22 protein-coding genes are annotated in these 25,950 nt (G+C 65.1%); 2 read left to right on the top strand and 20 right to left on the bottom strand.

Annotated elements, in window-relative coordinates; translation table 11 throughout:
* Positions 1 to 239: 239 nt before the first annotated feature.
* From H3Z74_RS24175 to H3Z74_RS24155, 5 genes are read right to left on the bottom strand one after another with little or no spacing between them, the layout of a single operon-like run.
* Positions 240 to 1,334: a copper resistance protein B gene (locus H3Z74_RS24175; protein WP_187761988.1), complete on the bottom strand. Its 1,095-nt coding sequence runs from the start codon at positions 1,332 to 1,334 to the stop codon at positions 240 to 242.
* Complete coding sequence (locus H3Z74_RS24170) at positions 1,331 to 3,157, bottom strand: copper resistance system multicopper oxidase (protein WP_187761987.1); 1,827 nt, start codon at positions 3,155 to 3,157, stop codon at positions 1,331 to 1,333. The genes H3Z74_RS24175 and H3Z74_RS24170 overlap by 4 nt, the downstream gene beginning before the upstream one ends.
* A 60-nt stretch (positions 3,158 to 3,217) precedes the next feature.
* Positions 3,218 to 3,796 carry an RNA polymerase sigma factor gene (locus tag H3Z74_RS24165; protein WP_390901774.1) on the bottom strand — a complete coding sequence of 193 codons (579 nt, stop codon included), beginning with the start codon at positions 3,794 to 3,796 and terminating at the stop codon, positions 3,218 to 3,220.
* Between the two features lie 11 nt (positions 3,797 to 3,807).
* Positions 3,808 to 4,248 carry a periplasmic heavy metal sensor gene (locus H3Z74_RS24160; protein WP_187761986.1) on the bottom strand — a complete coding sequence of 147 codons (441 nt, stop codon included), beginning with the start codon at positions 4,246 to 4,248 and terminating at the stop codon, positions 3,808 to 3,810.
* Entirely contained in the window at positions 4,245 to 4,523 is a 279-nt protein-coding gene (locus tag H3Z74_RS24155) for a hypothetical protein (RefSeq protein WP_187761985.1), read from the bottom strand. Before H3Z74_RS24155 ends, H3Z74_RS24160 begins: the two co-directional genes overlap by 4 nt.
* A 132-nt stretch (positions 4,524 to 4,655) precedes the next feature.
* Between H3Z74_RS24155 and copC the strand changes: the two genes are divergently transcribed.
* Positions 4,656 to 5,054: a copper homeostasis periplasmic binding protein CopC gene (gene copC / locus H3Z74_RS24150; RefSeq protein ID WP_187761984.1), complete on the top strand. Its 399-nt coding sequence runs from the start codon at positions 4,656 to 4,658 to the stop codon at positions 5,052 to 5,054.
* 4 nt (positions 5,055 to 5,058) lie between these two features.
* The gene (gene copD / locus H3Z74_RS24145; RefSeq protein ID WP_187761983.1) at positions 5,059 to 5,994 is read left to right on the top strand and encodes a copper homeostasis membrane protein CopD; all 936 of its coding nucleotides are present in this window, start codon (positions 5,059 to 5,061) and stop codon (positions 5,992 to 5,994) included.
* Positions 5,995 to 6,464: 470 nt separating this feature from the next.
* On the opposite strand, the gene H3Z74_RS24140 is transcribed toward copD, so the two are convergent.
* The 15 genes from H3Z74_RS24140 to H3Z74_RS24070 all read right to left on the bottom strand — a co-directional run bounded on the left by H3Z74_RS24140 (position 6,465) and on the right by H3Z74_RS24070 (position 25,853).
* Positions 6,465 to 7,850, bottom strand: coding sequence for a cytochrome b/b6 domain-containing protein (locus H3Z74_RS24140; protein ID WP_187761982.1), 1,386 nt, complete (start codon positions 7,848 to 7,850; stop codon positions 6,465 to 6,467).
* Positions 7,851 to 8,077: 227 nt separating this feature from the next.
* Positions 8,078 to 9,646, bottom strand: coding sequence for a hypothetical protein (locus H3Z74_RS24135; RefSeq protein ID WP_187761981.1), 1,569 nt, complete (start codon positions 9,644 to 9,646; stop codon positions 8,078 to 8,080).
* A 1-nt stretch (position 9,647) separates the two neighbouring features.
* Positions 9,648 to 10,607, bottom strand: a complete 960-nt coding sequence (locus tag H3Z74_RS24130) for a hypothetical protein (protein ID WP_187761980.1) — start codon at positions 10,605 to 10,607, stop codon at positions 9,648 to 9,650.
* Positions 10,604 to 11,827, bottom strand: coding sequence for a hypothetical protein (locus H3Z74_RS24125; protein ID WP_187761979.1), 1,224 nt, complete (start codon positions 11,825 to 11,827; stop codon positions 10,604 to 10,606). The genes H3Z74_RS24130 and H3Z74_RS24125 overlap by 4 nt, the downstream gene beginning before the upstream one ends.
* Positions 11,828 to 11,830: 3 nt before the next feature.
* A complete protein-coding gene (locus H3Z74_RS24120; RefSeq protein ID WP_187761978.1) occupies positions 11,831 to 13,159 on the bottom strand; it encodes a hypothetical protein in 1,329 nt (442 codons plus the stop codon).
* Positions 13,160 to 13,222: 63 nt separating this feature from the next.
* On the bottom strand, positions 13,223 to 14,275 hold the full coding sequence (locus H3Z74_RS24115; RefSeq protein ID WP_183109625.1) for a hypothetical protein: 1,053 nt from the start codon (positions 14,273 to 14,275) through the stop codon (positions 13,223 to 13,225).
* Positions 14,276 to 14,305: 30 nt separating this feature from the next.
* Positions 14,306 to 16,150 carry a hypothetical protein gene (locus H3Z74_RS24110; protein ID WP_187761977.1) on the bottom strand — a complete coding sequence of 615 codons (1,845 nt, stop codon included), beginning with the start codon at positions 16,148 to 16,150 and terminating at the stop codon, positions 14,306 to 14,308.
* Positions 16,151 to 16,208: 58 nt separating this feature from the next.
* The gene (locus tag H3Z74_RS24105) at positions 16,209 to 17,654 is read right to left on the bottom strand and encodes a S8 family peptidase (protein ID WP_187761976.1); all 1,446 of its coding nucleotides are present in this window, start codon (positions 17,652 to 17,654) and stop codon (positions 16,209 to 16,211) included.
* On the bottom strand, positions 17,651 to 18,463 hold the full coding sequence (locus H3Z74_RS24100) for an IPT/TIG domain-containing protein (RefSeq protein ID WP_187761975.1): 813 nt from the start codon (positions 18,461 to 18,463) through the stop codon (positions 17,651 to 17,653). Before H3Z74_RS24100 ends, H3Z74_RS24105 begins: the two co-directional genes overlap by 4 nt.
* A complete protein-coding gene (locus tag H3Z74_RS24095) occupies positions 18,460 to 18,726 on the bottom strand; it encodes a hypothetical protein (protein WP_187761974.1) in 267 nt (88 codons plus the stop codon). Before H3Z74_RS24095 ends, H3Z74_RS24100 begins: the two co-directional genes overlap by 4 nt.
* Positions 18,723 to 19,859 (bottom strand): hypothetical protein, encoded by a 1,137-nt coding sequence (locus H3Z74_RS24090; protein WP_187761973.1) that lies wholly within the window; start codon positions 19,857 to 19,859, stop codon positions 18,723 to 18,725. The genes H3Z74_RS24095 and H3Z74_RS24090 overlap by 4 nt, the downstream gene beginning before the upstream one ends.
* Before the next feature lie 20 nt (positions 19,860 to 19,879).
* On the bottom strand, positions 19,880 to 23,143 hold the full coding sequence (locus tag H3Z74_RS24085) for a papain-like cysteine protease family protein (protein ID WP_187761972.1): 3,264 nt from the start codon (positions 23,141 to 23,143) through the stop codon (positions 19,880 to 19,882).
* Positions 23,144 to 23,147: 4 nt separating this feature from the next.
* A complete protein-coding gene (locus H3Z74_RS24080) occupies positions 23,148 to 23,552 on the bottom strand; it encodes a DUF3467 domain-containing protein (protein ID WP_187761971.1) in 405 nt (134 codons plus the stop codon).
* Between the two features lie 471 nt (positions 23,553 to 24,023).
* Positions 24,024 to 24,962, bottom strand: a complete 939-nt coding sequence (locus H3Z74_RS24075) for a sigma-54 interaction domain-containing protein (RefSeq protein WP_229726787.1) — start codon at positions 24,960 to 24,962, stop codon at positions 24,024 to 24,026.
* Positions 24,963 to 25,508: 546 nt separating this feature from the next.
* Positions 25,509 to 25,853, bottom strand: coding sequence for a nuclear transport factor 2 family protein (locus H3Z74_RS24070; RefSeq protein WP_229726786.1), 345 nt, complete (start codon positions 25,851 to 25,853; stop codon positions 25,509 to 25,511).
* Positions 25,854 to 25,950 lie beyond the last annotated feature (97 nt).

Genomic DNA, 25,950 nt, shown 5'->3' with positions numbered 1-25,950 from the left:
GCGCTTTTGCACTGATTCCACTCGCACAGGAGTTATACCAAACAGCGTTGCTGCTGACCCAACTTCACTGCTTCCCGGCGAAGGCCCGGGGGCCAGTCGAGAAGGTCGAGGTGACAACGCGAAGTGCCAGGCCAACAAATGCTTGCCAACGGGACCCCGGCCTTCACCGGGGAAGCAGATGGAAGATTGAATAAGCATCAACCCGAGTTGGTGTTAGTCCTGAGCTGGTGGTTAAAGCGTCAGAACCAGGTCCGCACGCCAATCACGAAGCTGGTCGCCCCAGCCCCCTCACCCGCAATCCGCGCATAGCGCGCCGTGTCGCCGATGCGGCGATCCCATGAGACGCCGATATAGGGCGCGAATTCACGGGTGACCTCATAGCGCAGGCGCAGGCCGAGTTCGACATCGCTCAACCCCGCGCCGGTGCCGGTCTCCGGCACATCCTGCGCGGCGAAATTCAGCTCGGCCCTTGGCTGGAGGACCAGCCGCTGAGTGATGCGTTGGTCATAATAGCCCTCGACCCGGGCGAGCAGATCGCCCCTGTCGGACAGGAACAGCGCGCCTTCGACCTCGAACCAGTAAGGGGCGAGCCCCTCGAACCCAACCGTCGCATAAGTGCGCGACGGGTTTGGCATGATGTCGTGCCGCACGCCCGCCTGAAGGTTGAAATAGGGACCGATCGCGCGGCTGTAGAGCGCCTGGATCTCGGCGTCCTTGACGCCTTCGCCAAAGCCGCCCGAGCCTTCCGACTTCACCACCAGCCGGTTGATATCGCCGCCGAACCAGCCTTCGCCGTCCCAGCGAAATCCGTCACGACCGTCGCGCACCTGATATTCCGCCAGGTTGAACATCACCTGCGAAAAAGTGCCGCCGCCATGTTCGCGCCGCAACTGCCGGCGCGAAGCGGCCATGGTCTCGCTGCCCCAGACGGTATCGGCATAATTGGCCTCCGACGCAGCGGGCGCCGAGGCATCGCCTGCCGGCAGCGCGGTACCGCCCGAGCCGGGCGCGGGCGTGTCCGGGCTCGCGAGCGGAGCGTTTGGCATGACATGGCCGGCGTGCGGGTCCTCGGCCGGTGCTGTCTGCGGCATCGGCATGGGCGGCATGTCCTGTCCCGGCGGCGGCTTCGCAGGGTTCGCTGCCGGCACCGGTATGGCCGCCCCGGCAGGAGTGGATTTCTTCGCCGCCGGCCCGGCTTTGGACTTGGGTCTCGCTTTTGCAGCTGGTTTCGCGGGCATCGTCATCCCATGCATCGAATGATCCATGGTCTGCGCGCGCGCAGGCGCGGCAAGCATGATCAGCGACGCCCCAGCGAGAAGGAGCAGCGTCTTCATGCAGCCTCGCCCATGCGCGGGCGGACCGTCACGACCTGCATCATGCCGGCATGCATGTGGTAGAGCATGTGGCAGTGAAACGCCCAGTCGCCCACCGCATCGGCGGTGACGTCGAAGGTCACCTTGCCGCCCGGCTGGACCTGCACCGTATGCTTGCGCGGCGCATGGTCGCCATGACCGGTGACGAGCTCGAAGAAATGGCCGTGCAGATGGATCGGGTGCCCCATCATCGTGTCGTTCACCAGGGTGACGCGGACCCGCTCATTCTCGAGGAACGGGATCGGGTCCTTCACCTCACTGAGCTTCTCCCCGTCGAACGCCCACATATAACGTTCCATATTGCCGGTGAGGTGGATTTCCATCGCTCGGTCGGGCGCGCGCACGTCCGGATTGCGATCGACCGCCATCAGGTCGCGATAGACCAGCACCTTGTGCCCGACATCCTGGAGCCCCTGGCCGGGTTCGCCGGTGCGGTCCATCGGCATGGGCGAGATGGTCTGGACTGTCGGACTCTTCCTGACCCCGGCCGCATTGGAGAAATCTCGCATCGAGTGATTCATGCCACCGGCGCCATGATTCATGCCGGCCATGCCGCCGGCCGCTGTCGCACTATGATCCATCGGCACGGCTGGCGCCGGCGTACAATGGCCCATCGCCGCATGTTCCGGCGGACAGTCTGCGCCGCCGACCGGTGCTGCGCCCATATCGCCCATGCCCATGTCCTTCATGGTCGCGAGCGGACGCCGACGCAGCGGCGGCACCACAGCCGTCATGCCCTCGCGCGGTGCCAGCGTGGCGCGCGCCATGCCCGACCGGTCGATCGCCTCGCCGACCAAAGTATAGGCGCGGTCCTCGACGGGCTCGACGATCACGTCATAAGTCTCCGCGATGGCGATCTGGAATTCGTCGACAGTGACCGGGCGCACCGGCTGGCCGTCGGCCTGGACGACGGTCAGCCTGAGCCCCGGGATGCGCACATTGAACGTCGTCATGGCCGACGCATTGACGAAGCGCAGCCGCACCCGCTCGCCGGGCCGGAACAAGGCAGTCCAATTGTCGCGCGGGCCATGGCCGTTGATCAGATAGCTGTAGGCGGCGCCGGTCACGTCGGAGATGTCGGTCGGATCCATCCGCATCCCGCCCCACATCAACCGGTCCTTGAGCGGCTGATCCTTGCCTTTCATCAGATCGGTCAGCGTCTGCTTCTGGTAATTGAAATAGCCGCCCTGCTGCTTCAGCTTCTTGAAGATCATATGCGGGTGAAGCGGGCTGTGGTCCGACAGCACAATCACATGTTCGCGGTCCGACTGGATCGGATCCACACCGGCCGGGTCGATCACGATCGGGCCATAATGTCCGATCTGCTCCTGCAACCCGGAATGGCTGTGATACCAATAGGTGCCCGATTGCCGGACCGGAAATTCATAGACGAAGGTCGAGCGCGGCCTGATCCCGGGAAAGCTGACCCCGGGCACGCCGTCCATCTGGAACGGGACCAGCAACCCGTGCCAGTGGACCGAGCTGTCCTCATCGAGATCATTGGTGACCGACAGGCGGACCGTGGTCCCTTCCCTCAGCCGCACCAGTGGTGCGGGGACAGTGCCGTTGATGCCGATCGCATGGCTTTGACGACCATCGACGGTCATCATCTGATGCGCGATGCGCAGCGAGATATCGGTGCCCGCCACGGTCGGCAGCGTTGCCGCGATGCCCGCCGACACCGGCTGCGCCCAGGCGGGAAACCAGCTTGAGAGAGCAGCACCGCCGCCGGCCAGCGCCGCGCCGCGCAGCAAGGTACGGCGATCGAGCATGGATATCGTCATTGTCTTTGCGATCGTCCCGGAAGTCGTGGCGGTTATGGACTGGAATACGCGGCCCGTCCTTCAACCCCTCAACATTTTCTCCAGTTTCGCCCGCGCCCGGTACACGCGCATCTCGACCGCCTTTTCGCTGATGCCGAGGATCTGGGCGGTTTCCGCCTGGGAAAGTTCGTCGATCGTGTGCAGGACGAGCGGCTCCTTCAGCGAGGCTGGGAGGCCGGCGATCGCACGCATGGTGCGCGCCAGCGCCTGCTTGTCGGCCAGCATGGTGTCGGCCGGCACGGCGCTGTCGGCGACCTGCTCCGCATCGCTGAGCGGCGCCGCGAAGGTCAGGAACCGCCGCACGGCGCGCCGCCGCGCCCAGTCATGGCATTTGTTGATCGCGATCCGTGCGACCCAGACGCGAAACGGCCGGGTCCGATCATAGCGCGCAAGTGCCGAAAAGGCCGCGATGAAGCTGTTCTGCGTCACGTCGAGCGCTTCATCGGCATCGCCGATCTGGCCGCGGACGATGCGGTAGACGGTATCGCGGTGACGGCGCATCAGCTCGCCATAGGCCGCCTGCCGCCCGGTACGCGCGAGCGCGGTCAGCTCGCCGTCCGTGCAGCCGGCGAGACCGCCTGTCGCCTGACCGTCAGTCACCTCATCGCCAGTCACCTGTCGTTGGCCGTCAGCGCCCCCACTACGGCCCGGTCGAATTTGACGGCCTGGTCGGGCCGCAGCACGCCGCGCATGGCGAAGATATGCTCGAGCGTCTCCTTCTGGAGCTGGCCCATCGCCTGATGCGAGCGATCGATAGCCACCGCCACCTTCGGCCCATAGCCATGCTCCGCCTGGATCGCCTCGGCGAGCCGCGCATTATCGGCCCTGAGCTCAAGCTCTAGCGCGCGCCGCCGCACCGCGAAGCGCTGCTCGATCAGGTCGATACGGCCATGCTGATCCTTGTCGAGATTGAGCTGCTCATGCAGCAGCTCATGCAGCTGATTCTCCACCGGCGGTTCGGGGACGACGAACTCGCGGCCTACCACCACGCCGGCGATCGCTGCCGCAAAGGCGATGAGCGCGATGAGAATGATGCGGCGATAGTCTCTCACTCGCCGGTTCCCAGAAGCGTCGAGGGGGCAAGTGCCGAGGGTGCGCCGAAGGGCGAGATCGGCGCGGCGCGGGCGGACCTACCGGGAAGGGCAGCGCCGGCAATGCCGATGGCAAGCGCCATGACCGCCGCCACGCCAAAGGCCCTGGCGCTGAGCGGCGGCGGGGCCGCGGCGCGCGCGGCGAGTTCGTCGAACACCGCCGCATCGATCATGGCGAGCCCGGGATGGACCGGCGCGTCCCGCAGGCGCGCGAGCATCGCCTCAATTTCGTTCATGCATCAGCCTCCGAGCTCATATCATCTCATACGCAGCAGATGGCGATCCCCCTCATATCGACCTGCGCAAAAGTACCGAGGGGTAAGCTCTGCCCTTGCGTATTGAGCATATCGGCCCCGAAGGAGATACCAATGAACTTTGTGCGTACGGCCCTTTTGGCAGCTCTTGCCCCGGCCGCTCTGATCGGCCTTTTCGGGGCACCCCCTGCCCTGGCGCATCCCAGGCTGCTGTCCGCGCAACCGGCCACCGGCGCATCGGTCGCCAAGCCGACGCGGATCGCACTCGCCTTCAGCGAAAAGCTTGTCCCGCAGATGTCGGGCATGGATGTGGTGATGACCGGCATGCCCGGCATGGCCAATCATGCGCCGATGAAGATGGGCGGCTTCAAGACTGCGCTCGACAAGGATGGCAAGACGCTGGTCGCGACTTTCGCGCGCGCACTTCCGGCCGGAACGTACCAGGTGCAATGGCATGTCGTTTCGGTCGATACGCACCGCGTGGAAGGCCGCATCGCCTTTACCGTGAAGTAATCGCTTGGGCGACTGGCCGATCATCGCGGTCCGTTACGCACTCTTCGTCGATCTCGGGCTGTTGTTCGGGATTGCGTTCTTCGGCCTGTATGGAATGAGTGGCCTGGGTCGGGACGGACGCAGCGCCCTACCGATCCGGCCCATGCTTCTTGCCCTGGCAAGTGCCGGAGTGATGCTTTCCGGCTTCGGGTTCATTCTACAGGCAGCCGGTATGGCCGGAACCTCGATCACGGAGGTGGATCAGGCGACCCTGGTCATGCTGTTGTCCGGGACGGCGCTGGGCTGGGCCTTGTTGATACGGCTCGCCGTTCTGTTCGGCATTCTGATCTGCGCGCCGGCAATCGCCCGACGGCCGGTCGCGGCCCTGCTTCCGGCTTCGCTGCTGAGCGGCGTGGCCGTCGCCACCCTCGCCTGGTCGGGCCATGGCGCCGCCACACAAGGCATGGCCGGCTGGATACATTTGCTGTCCGACATCCTGCACCTGCTCGCGGCCGCCGCCTGGCTTGGGGCGCTCTTCATCCTGCTGTTCCTGGTGCTGCGCGATCGAGCGGCGGCGGACGTCGAGCGGGTGAACACCGCCCGGCGCGCGCTTGCCGGGTTTTCCACCATGGGAACGATCATCGTCGCGCTGCTTGTCGCTACCGGGCTGATCAACAGCACGTTCCTTGTCGGCGCCGATCATGTCCTGACGCTCCCCGCAACGCCTTACGGGCAATTGCTGATCGTGAAGCTGATGCTGTTCAGTGCGATGCTTGGTCTGGCCGCGCTCAACCGTTTCCGCCTGACGCCAGCCCTGAAGGCCGCGCTCGATCAGGGCATGCCGCAACCCGCACTCGCGCTGCTGCGCCGCAGCCTTGCCGTCGAGACCGGCCTTGCGCTGCTGATCTTCGGGCTTGTCGCCTGGCTCGGCACGCTCTCCCCGCCTGTCGCCGGGGTCTGAGCTGGGATTAAGTGGTGGTGGAGCAGTTACGGTGCATAGATGGCAGGCCTGGACCCGCGCCAAGTTGACGATCGCTCGCCCATATGATCGTTCCTGGTACCTCGTGATGTTACACAGCGCGAAAATGTCGTGCGCGGACATTCCTCCCCGACGAAAATTGCGCTCCACACTGCGACCCGATTCAACTCCACCCCAGGGCCATGGCAGCGTCGAACCAGGCGTGACTTTACCAAGCCGCGCCGCGCTGTTTCTCATGACGATTTAATCGAGGATCCCCAATGTCGCCGTTCCCGCTGTTATGGCCGAACCTGACCGCTGTTATCCGCTGTTCCCACCGCTGTTCCACCGCTGTTATCCCGTGGCGGCGTATTGGGGTCATTGCACTGATAATAAAGGATAATCTCTATGAAATTCTCCAACTTAACAGGGGTGGGGTTTTTTATTTCCCGAACAACAGCGGTGGAATCGGATCATTTGGCGGCCGTTCCCCTGGCCCGGAGCGAGAATTTCACCGCAACGGCGGCGGGAATCTGGTCGGTCGTCGACCACTCCCCCTGACCGACCCCAAACAGGGTCCGGTCGATCGTGAACGTGCCATGCGCTGCTGCGGACTCATCCTTGATCCTGACGGTGAAGGGCAAGCTGAACTTCTTTCGTATGCCGCGCAGGTCAAGCGTTCCGCTCGCGACATAATTGTCGCCGCCGGTGGATCGGATTCGCTCGCTGCGAAAGACGGCGGAAGGATGTGTGGCAACATCGAACCAGTCGGAGGTCGGCAAGGCGGCGTCGCGCTGACTGTCTCCGGTCGATACCGATGCGAGATCGATGCGAACCGTCAGGCTCGACCGATCGAGAAGTTCGGGTGAGAAGACGATATCCGCGGTCCAGCGCGAGAAGGATCCGGTAATGGGCGTATCGGCCCAGTTGGTGGAGAAGCCGAGCTGCCCGTCCTGTACCGTCCAGCGGACGAGCCGGGCTGCGGATTCAGCCGGTGTGGGCGTGGGCGTCGGAACGAGCGGTGTCACACCCGGCGATGGAGTCACCGTCGAAGCCGGCGACGCGGTCGGTACGGCGCCGAGCGCTGCCGGCAATTGGGCGGTCGGACGCTGGGTGGCGGCACGATGTGGTCCCCGCTCACGCGCCAGGCTGGAGCCAATCAGCACGGCAATCAGCGCCAATGCGGCGAGACCCCAGAAACGCGGTTCTTTCCAACCGGGCAGGGCCCCCGGCGCCATGCGCGCGAACACTCGGTCCCTGTCGATGAGCTGATGCTTCAGAACGGCGCCGAGATGCAGCACCAGCAAGGCGATGGTGACATAGACCAGCACCGCATGGCCATTGCTGCCGAAACTGTTCCAGATCGCCCTGGTCGCGGGTTCGAGGTTGGACAGGCCCGGGATCGAGGGCCATGGCACCAAGCCAAACAGCCGTGTCGGAATGGCCAGCTTGCTGGTCGACACCATGATCCATCCGGTCGCGGGCAGGCCGATCATGATGGCATAGAGACCCCAATGGACGACACCCGAGGCCAGGCGCTGCCAGCGGGGCATTGGCTCCCCGGGAGGAGCCGGATGCAGCAGGCGCCAGGCGAGGCGAGCGACGCTGAGCAGCAGGATCGATATCCCGATCGACTTGTGCAGCTGGAACGCCGCATAGCGCGCAGGCCCGTCCGGGACGTCGTTCAGGCCCCATCCCAGCGCGATCTGCCCGAGGAGACACAGCGCGATGATCCAGTGCAGCGCGATCGCCACACGCGTGTACGATCTTGCGCCGGACAAGGCGGAGGTGGCGGGGGTGGCGGCTGCATCGACCGGATCGCTACTCGCAGGATCGGCAATCGGACTTGGATCGGTCATGGCTATATCGAGATTCCCTGCGGGCCTGCTGCGGAACCTCATGGACAGGCATCCCCAGGTCAACCGACGTTTCGCCCCTTCTTCTTGAATTCGGCCTCGATCGCCAGCTGAACGTCGTCGCTGGTGACGGTATTGGGCTCGAAGCGCCGAACCGGCGGAACGGATCACCGATTATGGCCCAGGCACATCATCGGCCATGGGCGTTGCCAGTCGCGCAAATGCGCAATTCAGGTCCGGATCGCCGCCGCCCCGCCGCTGGCCGGGGCAGTCGCGGTGCCGGCTGTGGTCGATCCGCCGGGAGCCACGGTACCGGCAGGCGGGTTTGGAGCGGCGCCCCCACTCGATGCACTGCCTCCAACCGCTGTCCCACCTGCAGCTGTTCCTCCGCTCCCACCCGCCGGTGCGCCGCCGCCCGGGGGACTACCCGCCCCGGCAGTCGGTGCTGACCCGGCACCGGTCCGGGCGGCACCTGCCGTGGTCGAGCTGCCGGCTGCGCCGCCGCCCGAGGTCGAGCCGGCGCCCGCGCCGCTCCCGGCTGCCCCTCCCGCGCTCCTGCCGGTAACCGCGCCGATCGCGGAATCGACCGCGCTCGGCGGTGGCGGCGGTGGTGTGGGCGCCAGCGCGGGCGGGCGGTTGGCCGCTCGCGCGGTGTTGGCCGCCTGGTCTGCGGTGATGCGTGCGCGATCGGTTTCCGCCGCGATCGACAATTCGCGTTCGGGATTGAGCGTATTGAGGCGAAGGCGCTCGACCGTCTGCTCCGACGCAATGCGGTCGAGCGGCACCTGATCGGTGCGGAAATGGAGTTCGACCGAGCTGTTGAGGTCAGCGGAGGCGTTGGTCTGTTCCCGCGTCGCGACATCGTCGGTGCGGACATAGCCGATCGTCGTATTCACCGAAGCCGATGCGCTCCACAAGCCAAAGCCGCCCGACGCGCTAGCGCCCATCGTCGTCCGTGTGTCGAAGCCGCTGTGCGACTGTTCCTCGGCCGCCGAACTCGCATCGATGTGAAAGCGCATCGATGCGTTGATGCGGCCCGAATCGATCACGATGCGCTGCATGCCCATCTGCACCATGGTGGCCAGCATCTGCTGGCGATTGCGCGCGAGCGACGCGCGCACGAACGGCACGAGTTCCTGCGCGCCGGTCGGCACCGCCGTGCCCGGTTCGACGCTGAGTGCGGCACGAATGGCATCCGCGCTCGGCGGCGCACCACGCGTCGTGAGCCGCACCGGTTCGGGCTCGTCCTCCGGGTCGGGCACGTCGCGCGGGTCGGGCGGCTCGGGTTCCTCGACCGCGAAGCTCTGCGGAAATTGCTGCGCGAGCCAGCGCTTCGCCGGATCGTCGCTGCTGCCGCCGAGCGAGGAAAATCCGTCGAGCGACTGCGAGACCCCGCGAACCAGCTCGACATATTGTTGCAGCTGCTGCTGGTTGGTTTCGACCATCGCGCGAAAGACGCCGGTGATCAGTTCGTTGACGAAGCGCGGGAAGCTGATCGCCTGCAGCATGCGCCGCGTCGTGCCCGCCATCCCCTCCACCGCCGAACCGCCATAATGTTCTTCCGCATCCATCGCACGGGCCACCGGCGCCGCCGCCCTCGCCGGAGCCGGAGCACTGCTCTCCTCCTCCAGCAATTTTGCCGCATGCGCGATGCGGACCAGCGCGTTGGCGATCGTCCGCCGGTCGTCCGGCGCGACTTGTTCGAACCCTTGCGCCTGAGTCAGTGCGTCGTGCACCACCGCCCGGACATGACCGGGCGGTTGCGCCAAAGCCGCGGTGGCGGGCGCGGTCGTCGTCATGTCAGCGCCCGAGGTCGCGCCAGGCCGACCCGCCCGCATCCGGTGCCCTGCCGCCCGCCGGAGCGCGAGCCGATACAGCCGGTTGTTCGCTTTCACCGCGCACGATCGACAGCGTTTCGTCGACCCAGTCGATCGCCGCGTCGACAACGAGATCGCCATTGGAGACCAGCGACCCGCCGCCTCCCTCGATCGTATCGACATGGTCGGCCAGCCAGGCGAGCACCGCCATCCCCGCGCGCCCGCGCCGCAGATGCGTCAGCGTCGGCCGCGATGTCCGGCGAAAGCGGCGATCGATCGCGGTCACCGCATCCCACATCGTTCGCGCGGCAAGCATCGCGCGCACCGAAGGATGATTGAGGATCGCGATCGCCTGACCCAGCGATTGCAGGATCTCGCGCGCCAGCATCTGCACCATGTCATTCGACGCCGCGGCGACGTTTTCCGCCAGACGGGCAGCGGCGGCGCGGGCACGTCCCTGGCCGCCGCCATCGACCGCTTTCATGATCGAGTCGCACAAATCGAGCAGCATTTCCTCGAAGTCGCTGTTCGCGCCGCCGGCGGCATCGTCCGGCCCGGCCGGCGCGCCGAACAACCGGCCGAACAGCGCCAGACGTTCGGGCTCGCTCGCGCGGTCGTTACGTCCATCCCAGAAGGCCTCGATCAGCGCCGCCGCTTCGCCGAGATCCCCGCCCAGCGCGCCGGTCCGCACCAGCCGCGTCAGGTCGTCGGCAGCCTGGATCAGGCCGGCCGCCTCGAGCGTCGAGGCGAGGTACAGGCTGGCGATCGCGCGGAGCTGCATTGCATCGGCGCGCTCCGCCGGAGGCAAGTCGATCTGGCCGAGCTCGGCCATCATCACGCTGTGCGCTTCGGCCGCCAGCACCAGATTTTCGGCCTCTTCGAGCACACGGCGCAGGCCGAAGGGTGTCGCCGTCGTGAGCGACCGGGTGTCCACGCCGGTCATTGTCCCGGCGTCGCCGGCGCGGCAGGCGTCGGCGTCGCTCCGGAACGCGCCATGTTGCGCGGCGGGGTGGGCTGCGAATTGCCCTGAATCGCGCCGATCATCTCGGGCGTCGCCATTTTCTCCAGCGGCAGATAATCGGACTTGAAGTTGACCCGGACCTCGCCCTGCAGCTTGGCCGTCAGATCGAGTTTCGACTCGCTCGTCTCGTCGACACCAGTGCTGACGGTCGCGACATGCGATTGTTCGTTGACGTTGACCGAGCCACCGCCAAAACCGAGGAACCCGCCGCCAAAGGCGCTGACATTCTTGTTCCGGCTGGTCTGGCGATCATAGGCCGAAGCACGATAGCCGCGCTTCGCTTCATCGGTCGCGCGCATGTCGAACTTCACCTTGGCGACGATCGAGCCGTCGGTCACGACGATACGGTTGATCCCGAGCATCACCATCGACGCCAGAAGCTGCTGCCGCGACTTGGCCATGGTCAGGCGCGCCGCATTGACCAGCGCCATCTCGGTCTCTTCTTCAGAAAGGTCGGTCGCCGCCTCCCCGCTCATGCCGAGCGTCGAATGCACTTCGGCCAGAGCGGCTTCCTCATCGTCCGAGGTCACCTTCAACTTCGAATTGCCGTCATCGTCGATGTCCACGTCGAGCAGATCGGGGAAGCGCTGCGCCAGATAATCGCGGCCCTGACCCATGCCGATATTCTCGGCCATATAATCTTCCGCGGTCTTCGCAACGGCGGCGACCAGCTCCCCATAAGCGCGCATCTGTTCGATCGAGGTTTCCACGATCGTCTTGAACACATTGTTGATCAGCCCGCCGACAAAGGCCGGGAAATCGACTTCCTTGACCAAGCGAACGAACTGGTCGGTACCCTGTGCCGCGGCGCCGGCGACGAAATCCTTGCCGGCAAAACCGGGCGACTGGGACAGGTTCTTGCGCGTCTGTTCATTGGCGTCGGCCTGCGCTTCGGCCAGGACGGGGGCCAGCACGGGGGCGGTCTGTTCGACGATGCGGTTGGGGTCGTCCATATAGGCGAGCACCTTGACCATGTCGTGCGCGAGCTTGGCCTGTTCCTCGTTCGTCATCTGCGCATAAGCGGGAATCTGCGTCAGCATCGACTGCACCTTGGGGCGCACGCGGGCCAGCGCATCGGGAGACAGGCCGGTCGGCGGCTGAACCGCGACCTCGTGGCGTTCGATGACGGATGCGGCGTTCATGGCTCAGGCCCTTGCCGGCGCCGGGGCAGGTGCCGGCGCAGGCGGCGGCGCAGCAGCGACCGGTGCCGGTGCGGGACCGGGCGTATATTGTGGCTTGTTGTGATCGATCGGCTTGGAGCGCATCTGGATCGCCGCCATCATTTCCGGCGTCGCCATCTTGTCGAGCGGCATATAGTCCGATTTGAAATTGACCTCGACCGCACCCATCAGGCTCGCCTTGGCGGAGAAATTGTCGTTCTGCGTCTCGCTCGCCATCGACTGCGCCGTCATGACCGGCTTCTCGGTATATTTATACTTGCCCTTGGTGTAGTAATCGGCGTCGTACGTGCCGGTGTAACTACCCTTTCCGGCCTCGTAGGAACTATTGCGCGAGCGCGAGCCCTTGTCGCTCGTTTCATTCTCGGTTTCGGTCGTCCCCATTTTCAGCAGATTGCCTTGCGCATCGCGGGCATAGTCACGCGCCATGGCGGTACGCGAGAGCTGACGTTGGCTCGACGCGTTGAAATCATACATGATCTTCGCCGAGATCTTGCCGTTGGTCACGACGATGCGCGACAGGCCCATCAGCACCATCGTCGCGAGCAGTTGCTGCCGCGACGTAGCGATCTGCCCGCGCGCGGCCTTGATCAGCGTTTCCTGCACTTCCGGATCGGACACGTCGATTGACTCGATCGGCTTGTCGGCATGCTGGTTGAGCGTACCGGCGACATTGGCGAGCGCCGCGTCCTGATCCACCCCGTCCTTCAGTTTGAGGACCGGTTGCGTGCCGCCGGTAAAGCTGTCGGGCCCGATATCGAACACATCGGGAAACGCCTCGCACAGCTGATCCTTGCCGTCGTCTGACGTCGTATTGTCGTCGCGAAACTGGTTGAGCGATTTCGAGACGTCGGAGACCATCTTCGAATAGGCCTCCATCTGCTGGATGTTCGACGTCACGATCGAATTGAACACGCCGTCGATCAGCCCCGAAACGAATTCGACGAAATTGACCTGCTTCATGAACTCGCCGGCGATCGCCGCGCCTTCGCGCGCAGCGCCGGCGGTGAAGGGGTCGTTACCGATCGCATCGACCGCCGCCTGGTCCGACTCATACTGGTCGACGCCGCCCGCCATCGCCTGCGACGAAACGGACGAGGTGCCCGGCGCGGCCTGACCGACCAATGCGTCGGCGATCCGCGCGGTGTCGCGCGCGACCTGCATCTGCTGGCTCGACGGCAGTTGATGAAAGGCCGGCGTCGCGGCGAGCAGTTCCTGCACCTTGGCGCGAACCTCCGGACGCGGTGGCGGCTCGACACCAATGTCGTCGAGCGGGATGCGAGCGGCTGCGTTCATGACATGGATCCTCGAACAATCGGCGGCAGAGCGGTGGCGGTAACAGAGCGACGACGGCGCGGTTCAGTGCACCGACAATGGCGTCCCCTCGGACACGAGCCCGGCGGACGGGCTGATCTCGAATTCGACCGGACGCAGGAACAGGCCGATCTTGGGTGGGCCCGATGGCGCGATCTTGACGCTCAGGATGCTGAAGCGTCCCGGCCAGACATTGTCTTCCGGCGTAAAGGCCTCGAGAAAACGTTCCAGCGTGCCCAGTTCGCGCGGACGCTCGCGCAAGTTCATGGTCAGCAATTGCAGGAAATTCGGCGGCACGTCGGGGATCGCGTCGAGCATCACCTGCAGCTCGAGTTCGACGCCCTGCGGGCTGCGGCCGAACGCGACCAGCGCGGCGCCGGGCGGGATCTCGAAGCGCCCGCCAAGCGCGACGCCGATTACCTGGAGGATGCTGGCGAGCCGCTTGCCCAGCCCGAGTTCGTCGAGCATCGGCTGCATCTCGGCAAGGCGGAAGCCGTTGGTCATCAGGAAGGTGACCATCTGGCTGCCATAATCCCGGCCCGCGACAAGCGTCGTGAATACCGGCCGCATGCCCGGCATGGTCGACATGGCGGCGCCGATCAGTCGTGCCAGCGCCGGGTTGACGTCGTTGGTCGCGCCCGAGCCGCCCTCATAGGTGACGGTCGCCGATTGCAGGCCGTTGGCATCGAAACTCGATCCGAAGAACGCGCCGTAATTGAGCGCGGAGGATCGCGACAGGCCGCGCTTGCTCTCGCTTGCGCCATCGTACCAATGCAGCGCTTCATTGCCGAAATTGTCGGCGACGAGGCGGCGCATCTCGCGCGTGGCGGCATCGCGGCGGTCGCCCGCCGACGCATCGGGGCCAAGCGGTTCCAGGTCGAAAGCCAGCGTACGAGGCTGCGCCGCGCCGAATTTCGGGACGAACGGCGCGGCACCGCGCAACAGCGGATTATCCTCGTAGCGCCGGTCGCCCATCGGATAGGCGAAACTGTCCTCGATCATGTTGTTGACGAAATGCCCCGGGTCGGCGGTGCGGAGCGAGCGCGACGCCGTCATCAGGCGGGTCTTGATCCGTCGGCTCAATGGTTCGTAGCGCATGGCGCAATCCTCCTTGTGCGGGCGTGGCTCTCAATAGCCCGCATAGCTGCCATGACCGTTGGCACGGCCGTTGGCGCGCGAGAGTCCCGGATCGAAACCCATCCCCAGGCCAAGTCCGGTGCCTTCGAGCAGATCGCGCGCGATCGACGGAATCTGGATCGGGCGGCTGGTCACCTGCGGCGATTCGCGCGGTTGCGACATCTGCTCGACGCGGTCCTCGCCCATCGCCGAGTCCGCCAGCCACATCTCGCACGCGTTGACGAGATCATAGTCGGTCGGCTTGGACACGGGTGTCTGGCCCGATGCGCGCGCCGGCGGATTCTCGACATCGCGCAGTTCGACCATCGGTGCTGTCGGGTCACGCAGCCGGTCGGTATGGTTGGCGATCCAGTTGGTGATGATCGCGCCGCTCGTCGCCAGCATGCGATATTTGGACGAGTTGCGGGCGCCGCCCAGTTCGGTCTGGGCGATCTGGTCGATCACGCCCCACATGTCGCGGGCACCGAACGCCGCGCGCAGTTCCGGATCGCGCAGCAACGCGATCATGTCGTTGATCTGCTTCTGCAGGTCGGCGGCGGCATAGAAGATCATGCCATAACCGCGCGACGACATGTTGACCGCCAGGTCGCGCGCCGCCTTCTTCACCTGTTGCTGGTTGATCGCGACCGGCAGCGACGAGCGGATCAGGCGATCGACGCGGCTCTCGCGAACCAGCGACGACACCGATGAGACGAAGCGCAGCCACAGGTCCTGGAAGTCGCTGTTGACCGACACACCGGGCTGACCGGTCGGCAGGCCTAGCGTCATGGCGTAGAAATTCTGCCGCTCGACTTCGCTCATCCGGTTCGGGGCTTCGCGCCAATAGCTGTAGAGCTGCGTGCCTGCGGGGCCGCGGATCAGCGGAATCTCGCCGCGCTGCGACATCTCGACCAGCTTGTCGACGACCTGGAACGCCTTCAGCTCCTCAAATGCCGATGCGAAGATGAACGAGCCCATCAGCCGGCAATGGTCGCCGACCACTTCGAACTCGGTCGTGGCTTCGAGGTCGGGCAAGTTGATCTCGAATTCGTGCATCGGCTTTTCGGCGCCGATATCCTGCACGCGCCCGAACGATTCCTCGACCTGCGGCTTCAGGTTCGGATCCTTCGCCGAGATATTGCGCTCGACCAGCTTTTCGAAAACCTGCGCGTATTCGAGGCTCGATATCTCCGGCTCGCGCGCGTCGCCCGCGACATTGACCGCATCGGACATTGTCTTGAGGATACGTACGGCGAGGTCGATACGCGTAGAGACGCGTGCCATCGCCTTGACGAGCTGTTCACCGAACTCGCCGAAATTCGGGCTGGTGTCGTCCGCCTTCACCTCACCGGTCGAATCCGCGATGAGACGCGGCAGTGGCGCTTTCCACAATTGCAGGAGCCCCAGGACCAGGCCGATCCGCGCGACTTCGCGGTCGCGCGTCGCTTCGTCGGCATTGGCGAGCTTGGGGAACTCCAGCCTGGCGCTGGATGCGGCAGTGAAGCCGCGATGCTCGACCTCGATCGGCTGCAGCCCGAGATCGTCCTGCCGGAGCAGGTGCCGCGTCGCACCGAACAGCGGATCGAGGAATTGCGGGGTCTTGGTGGCGGTGCCGTTCACCACGGCAAGCAGTTTGGTGAGGCGGTTATATTCGGCCTGGTCATCCTCGCCCAGCGTGCCGACCTTCTGCTTGCGCTGTTCGAGCATCTGCCAGTCGGAGCGGACGTCGCTACGAGCCGTGATCTCGCGATCGCGGATGTCCAAGAAATCGATGTTGACGATCTTGATGCCACCGCTGCCTTTGGATGCTGCACCGGACGGAGAGGCGGGCGGGGTCGGGGTTGTCGGAGTTGCCATGTCGATGTTCCTTTCGAAGAGAGTGTAAGTGTCGGTTCAGTGCCGGGCGGAGGGTGGATCAGCCGTCATCGGCACCTCCCAATTCAGTCGTTTCATCGGCGTCGAGCGCCTGATCGAGCAGTTCGAGCGCGCGCGCGGCATCAAGCACGCCCGCGCCATTGCCGGGGCCGACATCGCCGCGGTGCGGTTGCGCGCTGTCGATCAGCAATGACTTGATCGTAGCCGGGTCGAGCGCGGCAGCGCGCGTGTTGGCGCGCGCGACAAGCAAGGCGGCGGCGCCGGCGACGAAGGGCGCGGCAAAGCTGGTACCGGTCGCGCTCTGATAACCATCGAGCGACGCGGTCCGGACGCGCTCCCCGGGCGCACAAAGCGCAACGTGCTTGCCGTGCGTCGAGAAGCTGCTGACCGACCGGTCGAGCGCGACCGAACCAACCGCGATGACATCGGGAAATGCCGCGGGCCAATAGATATGGTCGTCGCCGCTATTACCCGATGCCGCGACCAGCGCGCAGCCACGCGCGGTCGCGAAAGCCACCGCCTCGGCATGTGGTTTCGGCGCGCCGGGTTCGAGCGCGTCATCCTCGGTGCCGAAGCTGCAATTGATGACTTTCGCGCCGAGCTGCGCCGCCATGACCAGCGCCATGTCGAGATCGCTGAGCGCGCCGACGCCCACCGCGGCATCGCGCCCGGGGAAGCGCGCGGCGCCCAGCGCGCGTAACGGGAGCATGCGGCAGTCGCCGCCAAGGCCCGGCGGCATCTCGCTGCCGCACCCGCCGATGATCCCGGCACAGCCCGTGCCATGGCCGACATAGCGGTCGGTGGGGTTGGTATCGGCACCCTGATTGTCACCGAGCAGCGCGACGCCGCCGGCCAGCTCGCCCTTGCCCAGTTGCACCGTGTCATAGCCATGGCGCAGCCGGCCGGCGAATTCGGGATGCTCCAGCGCCAGCCCGCTGTCGACCACACCGACGATGACGCTGGCATCGCCGCCTTCATAGGCGAGCGCGCGCCGCGCATTGACCAGGTCGCGCGGATCCCAGCCATCGTCATCGCCCGAAGGGCGCCGGGGCATATCGGGCCCGTCGAGACCGACGGTGGTGATATAATTGGGGATCGCGGACTCGACCAGATCGAGTTGCATCAGCGAGATGGCAAGCGACCCGACATGCGTGCCCTCGGCCACGTCGAAGCGCAGGACCCGAGCGATGCCCGACACCTCCTCTTCCTCGCTATACCCCATGTTGCGCGCGCCGACGTTGCGGAGCGCCCGCGCCGCGGCATGGAGCCGCGAGACCTGTACATGGCTGCCGAAACTGCTCACCACCCGGTCGAGCGCACCGTGCCCGGTGCTGCCGGCGGGCGACGCGGCCTTGCGCCGGACGTCGAGCGCGGCCGGGATCCCGGCAGGCACTTCGCCAAGCTTCAGCCGCACGAGCAGGCTGGTCGGCAATGCATAGGCACCCGAGCGATGCGCCCAGGGCAGGATGGCGCGGCTGACGCTCATGCGTGGCCTCCATTGCCGTACAGCGCACCATTGCCCTCGATGACGGGCTGCATCAGCGGCGGCGCGGCATGGCTCTGGTCGAACCACAATTCGGTCGGGGCTTTGCTGTCATGGCTCAGGCTCATCTGCCCGGCGAGCTGATCGATATCCGGCGCCAGCACGATTTCGGTATCGCTGGCATGGACGACATTGACCGGCCGTCCGGCGATCGACACGCGCGGTGGCGTGCCGTCGCGCAGCAAATTGCGCCCCTTGATACGCAGCCGCTGGCGCAACTCGTCGGCACCGTCGGGCTCGCTCGACACATCGTCGACCAATGGCCGGGTAGCGCGCGACAGCACGCTTTCCAGCTTGTCGATCGGCAGCCGCGTGATCCGCCCGACCGATCCGCCCAATCCCTGTTTGCGGATTTCGTTGAGCTTCGACACGGTGCGCACGCCGATCCCCTCGAGCCGGCGGCGTTCGTCCTGGTCAAGCTCGTCATCGCCGAGGGACGACAACAGGACATCGTCCTTGTTATCGATCGCGAGCTGGACCGCATTTTCCTCGATCATCGGCCGCGTGATCGCGGTGAAGGTCAGCTTCAGGACCGTTGGATCCTTGTCCTGAGGACCAGCCGGACGAATGCGGATTTCGCCGTCGTCGAGTTCGACATGCGCTTTCAGATCCATCGCGATGTCGCGAATCGCGAAGGTCAGCGGCAGCCTGTCGTTCTGCGCCTTGAGGCTCATGCGCGTCTGGGCGGTGTCGAGCTGAAGCTGGACCGCCTGGATGAAATCCTCCAGCGCGATGGAGCCGTTGCCGGTCATGACACGGCCTCGACCGGTACTTCGGCCAGGGTCAGCGTGAAGCGGCCGACCGGCAAGTCGAAATCGGTTCGCGTATGGGTGCGCGGCATGTCGGCTTCGATGCGCAGCCCCGCAGGACCGCGCGTGACGCGCGTTTCGACCGGCAAGGTGAGTTCGATGCGGGTGGTGCGCAGCCCGCCGCCCGCTTGCGTCTCGGGCAACGCGATCATGCTGTCGGCGAGCTCGCCGATCATGTCTTCGAGTAGGCGGCGGGCGGACGTCATGGGGTTGCGCCGATCGGCTGTGACGGGGTGATGATCGAGGCCGGTGCGAGGACGGGCGGCGCTGCGACCGGCGGCGACGGTGGCGCAGCAATTGCTGCCGGAGCGATCGTAGCGGGCGGGACGGCGGGAGCGGGAGCCGTGGCGGGAGCAGTCGGCGGCATCGGCCGCGCGGCGCGCTCGAGCATGGTCCGGCGCGCATCGTCGGCGAAACGGTCGAGCGGGATCGTCTCGCTGGCGAAATTGATCTTCACTTCGCCGAACAGTTCGGCATTCATCGTCGTGTCGGTCTGCGCATTGACGCCGACCGTCGATACCTTGGTGACGGGTGCCGCATAGGCGGTACTGCCGCGGGTCGACCAGTTGCCCGACGGCGTCGCGCTGCCGGGATCGTCGCTGACCGCATAATCGACCGACGATTTGTCGCTGGCTGCCGCGCGGAACTTCAGCCGCGCGGTGATCGAACCGTCGCGCACGACGATGCGGTTCATGCCGAGCATGACCAATGTCGCCAGGGTCTGCATACGGTCGCCCGCCAGCCGGTCGCGCGCCGCGGGTATCAGCACTTCCTCGATCAGCTCGGGGGTGAGCGGCTGATCGGCGGCACCGAAATCGCGCAGCCAGTCCGGCGACGGACCGCTGCCGAACTCGTCGAGCGCGCCGCGCGGCACGACCGCGACGCCGCTGTCGTCGCGCGCCAGAGCCAGATCGCCGGGATATTGCGAGACAAGCCAGTCGCGCGCCTGGTTCGCGGTGACATTCTCTTCGCGGAACTGCGCCATCGGCTTGGAAATCGCCGCGACCAGATCGGCATAGGCGTCCATCTGGCGGATCGACGAATCGACCATCGCGTCCCACGTGCCATGGATCAGGGAAGAGACGAATTCGGGAAAGTCGAGCTCATCGGTGACCGCGCCCGCCCGACGGCCAAGCGTTTCCGTCGCGGGCGGCGCCTTGGTGCTGGCGGGCGTGGGCGACGTCTCGGTCGTCGTTTCGGACATATCGCTGCCGTCGCCAGCGGGCGCGGTCGTTCCGGACCGGCCGCCCCAGAAGTCCCCCGCCAGGGCGCTGGCGGGAACACGCTTCGATGCCTGGAGCGAGCGGTGCGCGGGCGGGGAGCCGTAGGACGATGCCATGATCGATCTCTGTCCCTGGCTCAGAGTTCGCGACCGGATTCGACGTACTGGCCAGTCGGCAGCAGCGTGATCACCTTTTCATAGACCTCGTCGCCCCGCACCATTCGCTCGCGACGATAGGTGATCGTCACGACCAGCATCGCCCCGGGATTGTTGATATAGCGCGGCGCACTGGTCGGGCTGGTACCGATAAACGGTTTATCGGTTTCCGAAATCTGCGCGTGCACGGCCAGCGCATCGCCGACGGCATCGTTGAAGCCATGCGCGACCATGATGACGTTGCCGAGCGACCAGCCATCATATTGCCAGCGAATGTCGAGCTTCATCCCGATCGAGTCGAGGATCGAATCGTCATCCCAATCGATCGTGATCGACGCGTCTTCGACAATGTTGAGCGGCGCCTGGGCATCGAGCTGTCGCGGTCGCTTCCAGCCGCGATATGAATCGACCTGATAGGTTATGTCGGTGCCCGATGCGGAGACGATCGCGCCACCGATGACCGACCCGACAGCGATCCCCACTTCTACGGCGACTGCGGGCGCGACCAGTGCATTGGCCGGTACGCGGCGCCCGGAGGATGCCGCTGCGCTGGCCCGTGACCGCGCTTGCGGCGTGGACATCGCAAAGCCGGATGGCGCGCCGGTGCCCCGGTTGATCGCCTGCCCCAGGGGAACGCCGGCATAGATGATCTGGACATAAGCGGGGTTGCCCGCCGCGGCCATTTCATACTCGTTCTGGAAATCCTCGTAGCGCATGATGTAGCGGCTGCCGCTATTGTGCGTGCTCTCATAGGGGTCGGGCGCACCGGGCGTGCCGACCGGGCGATCCCAGGGGTCGACCACGCGGACGAAATAATTCTGCCCGTCGGAATACATGCCGACGACGAGCACAGCGTGACCCGAATGGATCGTGTCGCTCATGATCTTGCCGACATAAAGCGGGCCATGCTGTTCGATCAGGCCGGCAAATCCGTCCGGCGTGTAGCAGGCCGGCGCGACCGTCCCGAGACCGAGGGCGGCAGCGGCGTCGGCGCGGTTCGCCCAAGGCAAGCCATCATTGATGGTGCGTCCGCATTGTTCGGCGACCCAGGACGGCATGACGCTCTTGCTGTCGCGCCAGCCGATCAGCATCGACAGCGTCGTCGCCCAGCAGCTTTTGCCGGTCGGTTGCGGCACCGCATCGATGCCGTCCCAGTTGATCGACCAGGTGGTGGCGTTCAGCGACCGGGCCACGCCAAGCGGCAGCGCGGCCATCGGAGGATCGAGCTTGTCGAGCAGCGGCGTGATCGTCGCACCATCGAGCCCGAGGTCGAGCGCCTCGCCGATCCGCTGACCGAAACTGCCGCCGATGCGCGTCGCGCGCTGGCGCGGGTCGGAGGGCAGCGACGGCGGCACATAGGCGGGCGAACCCGCCTTGCTCTCGGTGGCTTCCTGCTCCGCCAGCTGCAGCGCGAAGCCGACGCCGATGCTGACCGCGCCGCCGATGCCACTGCCGGTCGAATCGAGCCAGATTTCCGCGCCGCCGACCAGTTCCTCACCGACGCTCACCCCGGCAACGGTATGAAGATCGGCAAATTTCGCCAGTCCGCCGCGATTATAGCCAAGCTTCATCTTGGCCTGCAGCGCGAGCTTCAGCGAGGTGACGAATTCGCTCAAGCTGTCGAAGTCGGCACTGATTTCTCCGGTTCCGAACAAGGCGACCTGCCCATCCGGCGCGAAGACCGCGCCGACCCCGGCGCCGAACAAGGGCGTGTCGAGGGCCGGGCCGATCGACAAGGTCACGCCGCTGTCGCGGGCAAGCCCCGGCAAGGCTGCGAGGAAGGCGCTGAACGGCGAGAATAGCGCGGCGGCTCCATGGCCGATTTGCCAGGCGCGCGTGAAGATGCTGCTATTGTCGCCGAGATAATACATCGATGGCGGGTCCACCGTGTCGCCCGCCAGCTGCACGCCCTGTTCGATTTTCGCGCGGATCCAGTCGAGCGCGGCAGTGGCCGTCGTCCCGCTGCTCATGGTGATGCCGACGCGACGGGCGGGGGCCTGTTGCGCCGCGAGTTGCAGCGCGAAACCGACGCCGATGCTAACCGCGCCGCCAATGCCGCTCCCGGTCGAATCGAGCCAGATTTCCGATCCGCCGACGACCTCCTCGCCGACGTTGATGCCGGCGACCGTGCTGATATCGGCGAATTTGGCGAGCCCGCCGCGATTATAACCGAGCTTCATTTTCGCGGTCAGCGCGAGCTTGAGCGATTTCACGAATTCGAGCAGGCCGTCGAAATCGGCGCTGATCTCGCCGGCGCCGAACAGCGCCACCTGGCCGTCGGGCGAGAACGCCACGCCAATCCCGCCGCCGAACAGCGGCGTATCGAGCACCGGCCCGATCGACAATGTCACGCCGGTCTCGGCAGCGAGTGACGGGATCGCCGCAAGAAAGCCGTTGGTCGGCACGAACAGCGCGGTCGCCCCGAACGTGATCTGCCAGGCGCGGATGAAGATGCTGCTATTGTCGCCGAGATAATAGATCGACGGCGGATCGACATGCGATCCCGCTGCCTGCACGCCCTGCTCGATCTTGGTGCGGATCCAGTCGAGCGCGGCGGCGGCGGTCGTGCCGCTGCTCATCGTGATCCCGACCGCCTGCCCGCGACCCATTTGCCGGCCGCTCGCCGTCGGGCGTCCGCGATAGCTGCTCTCACGCGCCGGGATCGCCGGCATCGGGCCGAATCCGTCATCATATTTGCCCGAGGGCTGAGGTGCTGCCGACGCGCCATTGGCGCCGTTCGACGCGATCGCCGATGCAGCACCATTGCCCGACCCGTTCGAGCCTTCGCTGCCGGGCTTGGGCGCATCGCCGGTCCATTCCAGACGCGGTGCGCCCGACCCGCGCGCACCACCGAAATTGCGCCGCAGCGTGCGGCCGGTGAAGCCGCGCAGCGACACATAGGGGCTGCCGTCGCGCGGCAGCGCGTCGACGTTCAGGCCGCCATTGCCGCCATGCCCGGTGGCTAGGCCGAAGAAGATCTTCTCACTGCCGATGAAGCGCGCCAGCACATCGGGCGGTACGACGAAGACGCCCTCGCCGCGCGGTACCGTCAGTGTGCCATGCTCCCGGCTGGAATAGAAATTGGCCGCGGTGCGCCGGTTGCTGTTCTGACCGCCGAACAGGGCGATGTCATTGGCGAGCACCACTTCAGCCTCGACATTGGGTTCGTCGGTGCGAACGGCAAAGCCGAGCATCGGGAACCGGTCGCTGACTTCCATGCGGTTGGGGCGAATCTGCGCAGTCATCGAATCACCTATGGTTGTTTGAAGGGGCCGAAGTGGAATGGGGCTGTTGCGAGCGCAGCGCGCGGGCGCGCTCCTCGAAATCGCCGAGCGGGCTGAGTACTGAATCGATCGGGCTGGAGAGCGCACCGACCACGGCGATCGGACCATATTCGGTTTCATGCTCGCGCACCGATCGGGCGAGCAGTGCCGACAGCATCTTGGCGTAAGGCGGGGCGAGCGCGATGCGGCTGTGAATCGCGGTCGCGCCTTCGCCGTCCGCAAGGCCGGGATGGAACTGGCCGAAATCGATCAGGAACTCGAACGGGTTATGCCCGAGCTCGAAATAGTTGACGTAGATCGCGGCAACGACGCCTTCGGACTCACCGCCCGCGCGCTCATTTGCTTCCGATACCGATCTCAACCGCTTCATGGGCAAGTCACTCCCTGCTTGCCAAGCATCAGCAGGTTGCGTGCCAGTTGATATTTGCCGGAAATCAGCCGTTTTTTCCGCGGTGTGTAACAGCTATTGTGTCACACTCCCCGATCGCGGCTGCGACAGTGTTACGCCCCCGGAGCCTCGAGCGTAAAAATCGGTCCGCTCCTGCCGAGGGATTATTGCGTGGGCGAAATCATATCGAAACCCCGCCTCGTGCCCAAGCGATGCCCAAGACCTTATGTGTCGCATTAGCCCTTGATATATAAAGATATTATATTAGCCGCCTGGCAGAGGTAGCGCAAAAAGATACGACACAACCGGTGTCCCATATCTCCCACGACCCTGTCGCCGGTGGCGATTCAACCGTCACACGGACTCGGGCATGTCATCGCTTGCCGGCCTTATATCGGCGCGCTCTTTCCTAGTGTCGAAACAGGATCGCCACGGCGCTGCCAGCGCGAGGCTTTAGCTCCCGGCGCCGCCGCGTGTGACATGGTGTTTGGTCAGCTTGCGGTACAATGTCATGCGCGACCAGTGCAGTTCCTTCGCGGCTTCGACCTTGTTCCAGTCGGTCTTCTCCAGCACCGACAGGATAAGGTTGCGCTCTTCGTCGCTGCTCCGCGAATAGCTCGACTGCAGCCGAAGGAAGGCGGCGGGAATATGACATACGCCGATCGGGCCGTCGGGCGGGTCGATAAAGACCCCTTCGACGAAGTTGCGCACTTCGCGAACGTTGCCGGGCCAGTCATAATCGAGCAGCACGTTCATCAGCTCATTGTCGGGGCTGCCGACCCGGCAATCGTCGCGTCGATTGAAACGATCGATGAAGTGGTGGAGGTAAAGCGCGATATCCTCGCGCCGCTCGCTCAGGTCCGGCAGATCGACGCGCGCGACATTGAGGCGATAATAGAGATCGCTGCGGAAGCTCCCCTCTTCGACCTGCTCCTCGACCGCGCGATTGGTCGCCGCGACGATGCGCAGATCGACCTTGACCGGACGCGGGGCGCCGATCGGATTGACCTCGCGCTCTTCGAGCATGCGCAGCAATTTGGTCTGGCTGAGTGGCGGTAATTCCCCGATTTCGTCGAGAAACAGGGTGCCGCCATCGGCCAGCACGGCCTTTCCCTTTTGTGCCTGGAAGGCGCCGGTAAAGCTGCCACGCTCGAACCCGAACAGTTCGGCCTCGAACAGCGTGTCGGGGATCGCGCCGCAATTGATCGCGACAAATGGCGCATGAGCCCGGCGGCTGGCGCGGTGGAGACCGCGCGCGAAATGCTCTTTGCCGGTGCCGGTGGAGCCGGTGATCAGGATCGGCGCGGAACTGCGGGCGATTTTAGGCGTCAGCGCGCGCAGACGCGTAATCGCGTCGCTCGTACCAAGCATCTCGCCTACCGCATCGGACATGCTTTCCCCGTGCGCGACCCGGGGTTGTTTTCGTTGAGTGGCACGATCCGCATCAAACCGACCGTCCCGACGAGAGGCCGGGCCGATTGGCAATGAATGTTGCAGACCGCAGATTTTTGCGACTCTCGACAGTAAACACAGCTTATCACCCGCCCAAAACTATGGTCAATCGACTCTGATCGGGAAAAGATCACGTACTGCCGCTTAACTACGGTTGGAGAAATGCTGGCGGGGTCTGGCGATGCAACATAGTTCGCGCAGACTTATCACCGATTCGCGGCGATTCCGGAATTCCAGTCAGGACTTCCCCGAACACCTCATTTGGCATAATATTAGTACAGCTATAAAATCTCTGAGCCACCGCACCGACATCCGTCGGAATATTTTAACGCTGGTTCGACTCGAGCGCCGATCCTGGTGGTTTCATTGTCGTCGACGGCAATGAACGCATGGCGCTTCGATCTATCGCCTCGGACGCGCTTGACCTCGACGCCGCAAGCCTCAAGCGCTCGCAATACGACTGCATCGACGATTGACCAGGCGGATCTATTGACGGACGTCGACCGACATCACCTTCTGTACGATCTTCCAGGCGCCCTGCACCTTCAGGCATGACAGCAGGTCGGTGAAGTAACGCGGCGGCATCTGAAGCCTGAGTTTTACCAGGGCAAGATTGTCCGAAACATCGATCGCGACGACCTCGTCCTTGCGCTCGAGCTTGAGCTTTCGCGGCGCGGTCGCATTGCGCACGCCGGCCAGCCAGGTCTCGATCGGCATCACACCGACCTCACCGTCATCGCCAATCCTGGTTACAGCACTGAGCGGGTGAAATATCGCCTGGAACTGCTCCGCATCCATGTCGTACGCGGCATCGAAATAGACTTGAGCCAAGGCTCGCAAACTATGTTCAGCGTCTTCCATAGATTTACTCCACTGCCTGGTGTCGGAGATTGCTGCGAATACGAGAAGAGCAGGTCCACTCTTCCGC

The organism is Sphingomonas alpina (assembly GCF_014490665.1).
Taxonomy (GTDB): Bacteria; Pseudomonadota; Alphaproteobacteria; order Sphingomonadales; family Sphingomonadaceae; genus Sphingomonas; species Sphingomonas alpina.
The sequence above is the reverse complement of the archived record's forward strand: the minus strand, read 5'-3'. Positions and strand labels throughout refer to the sequence as shown.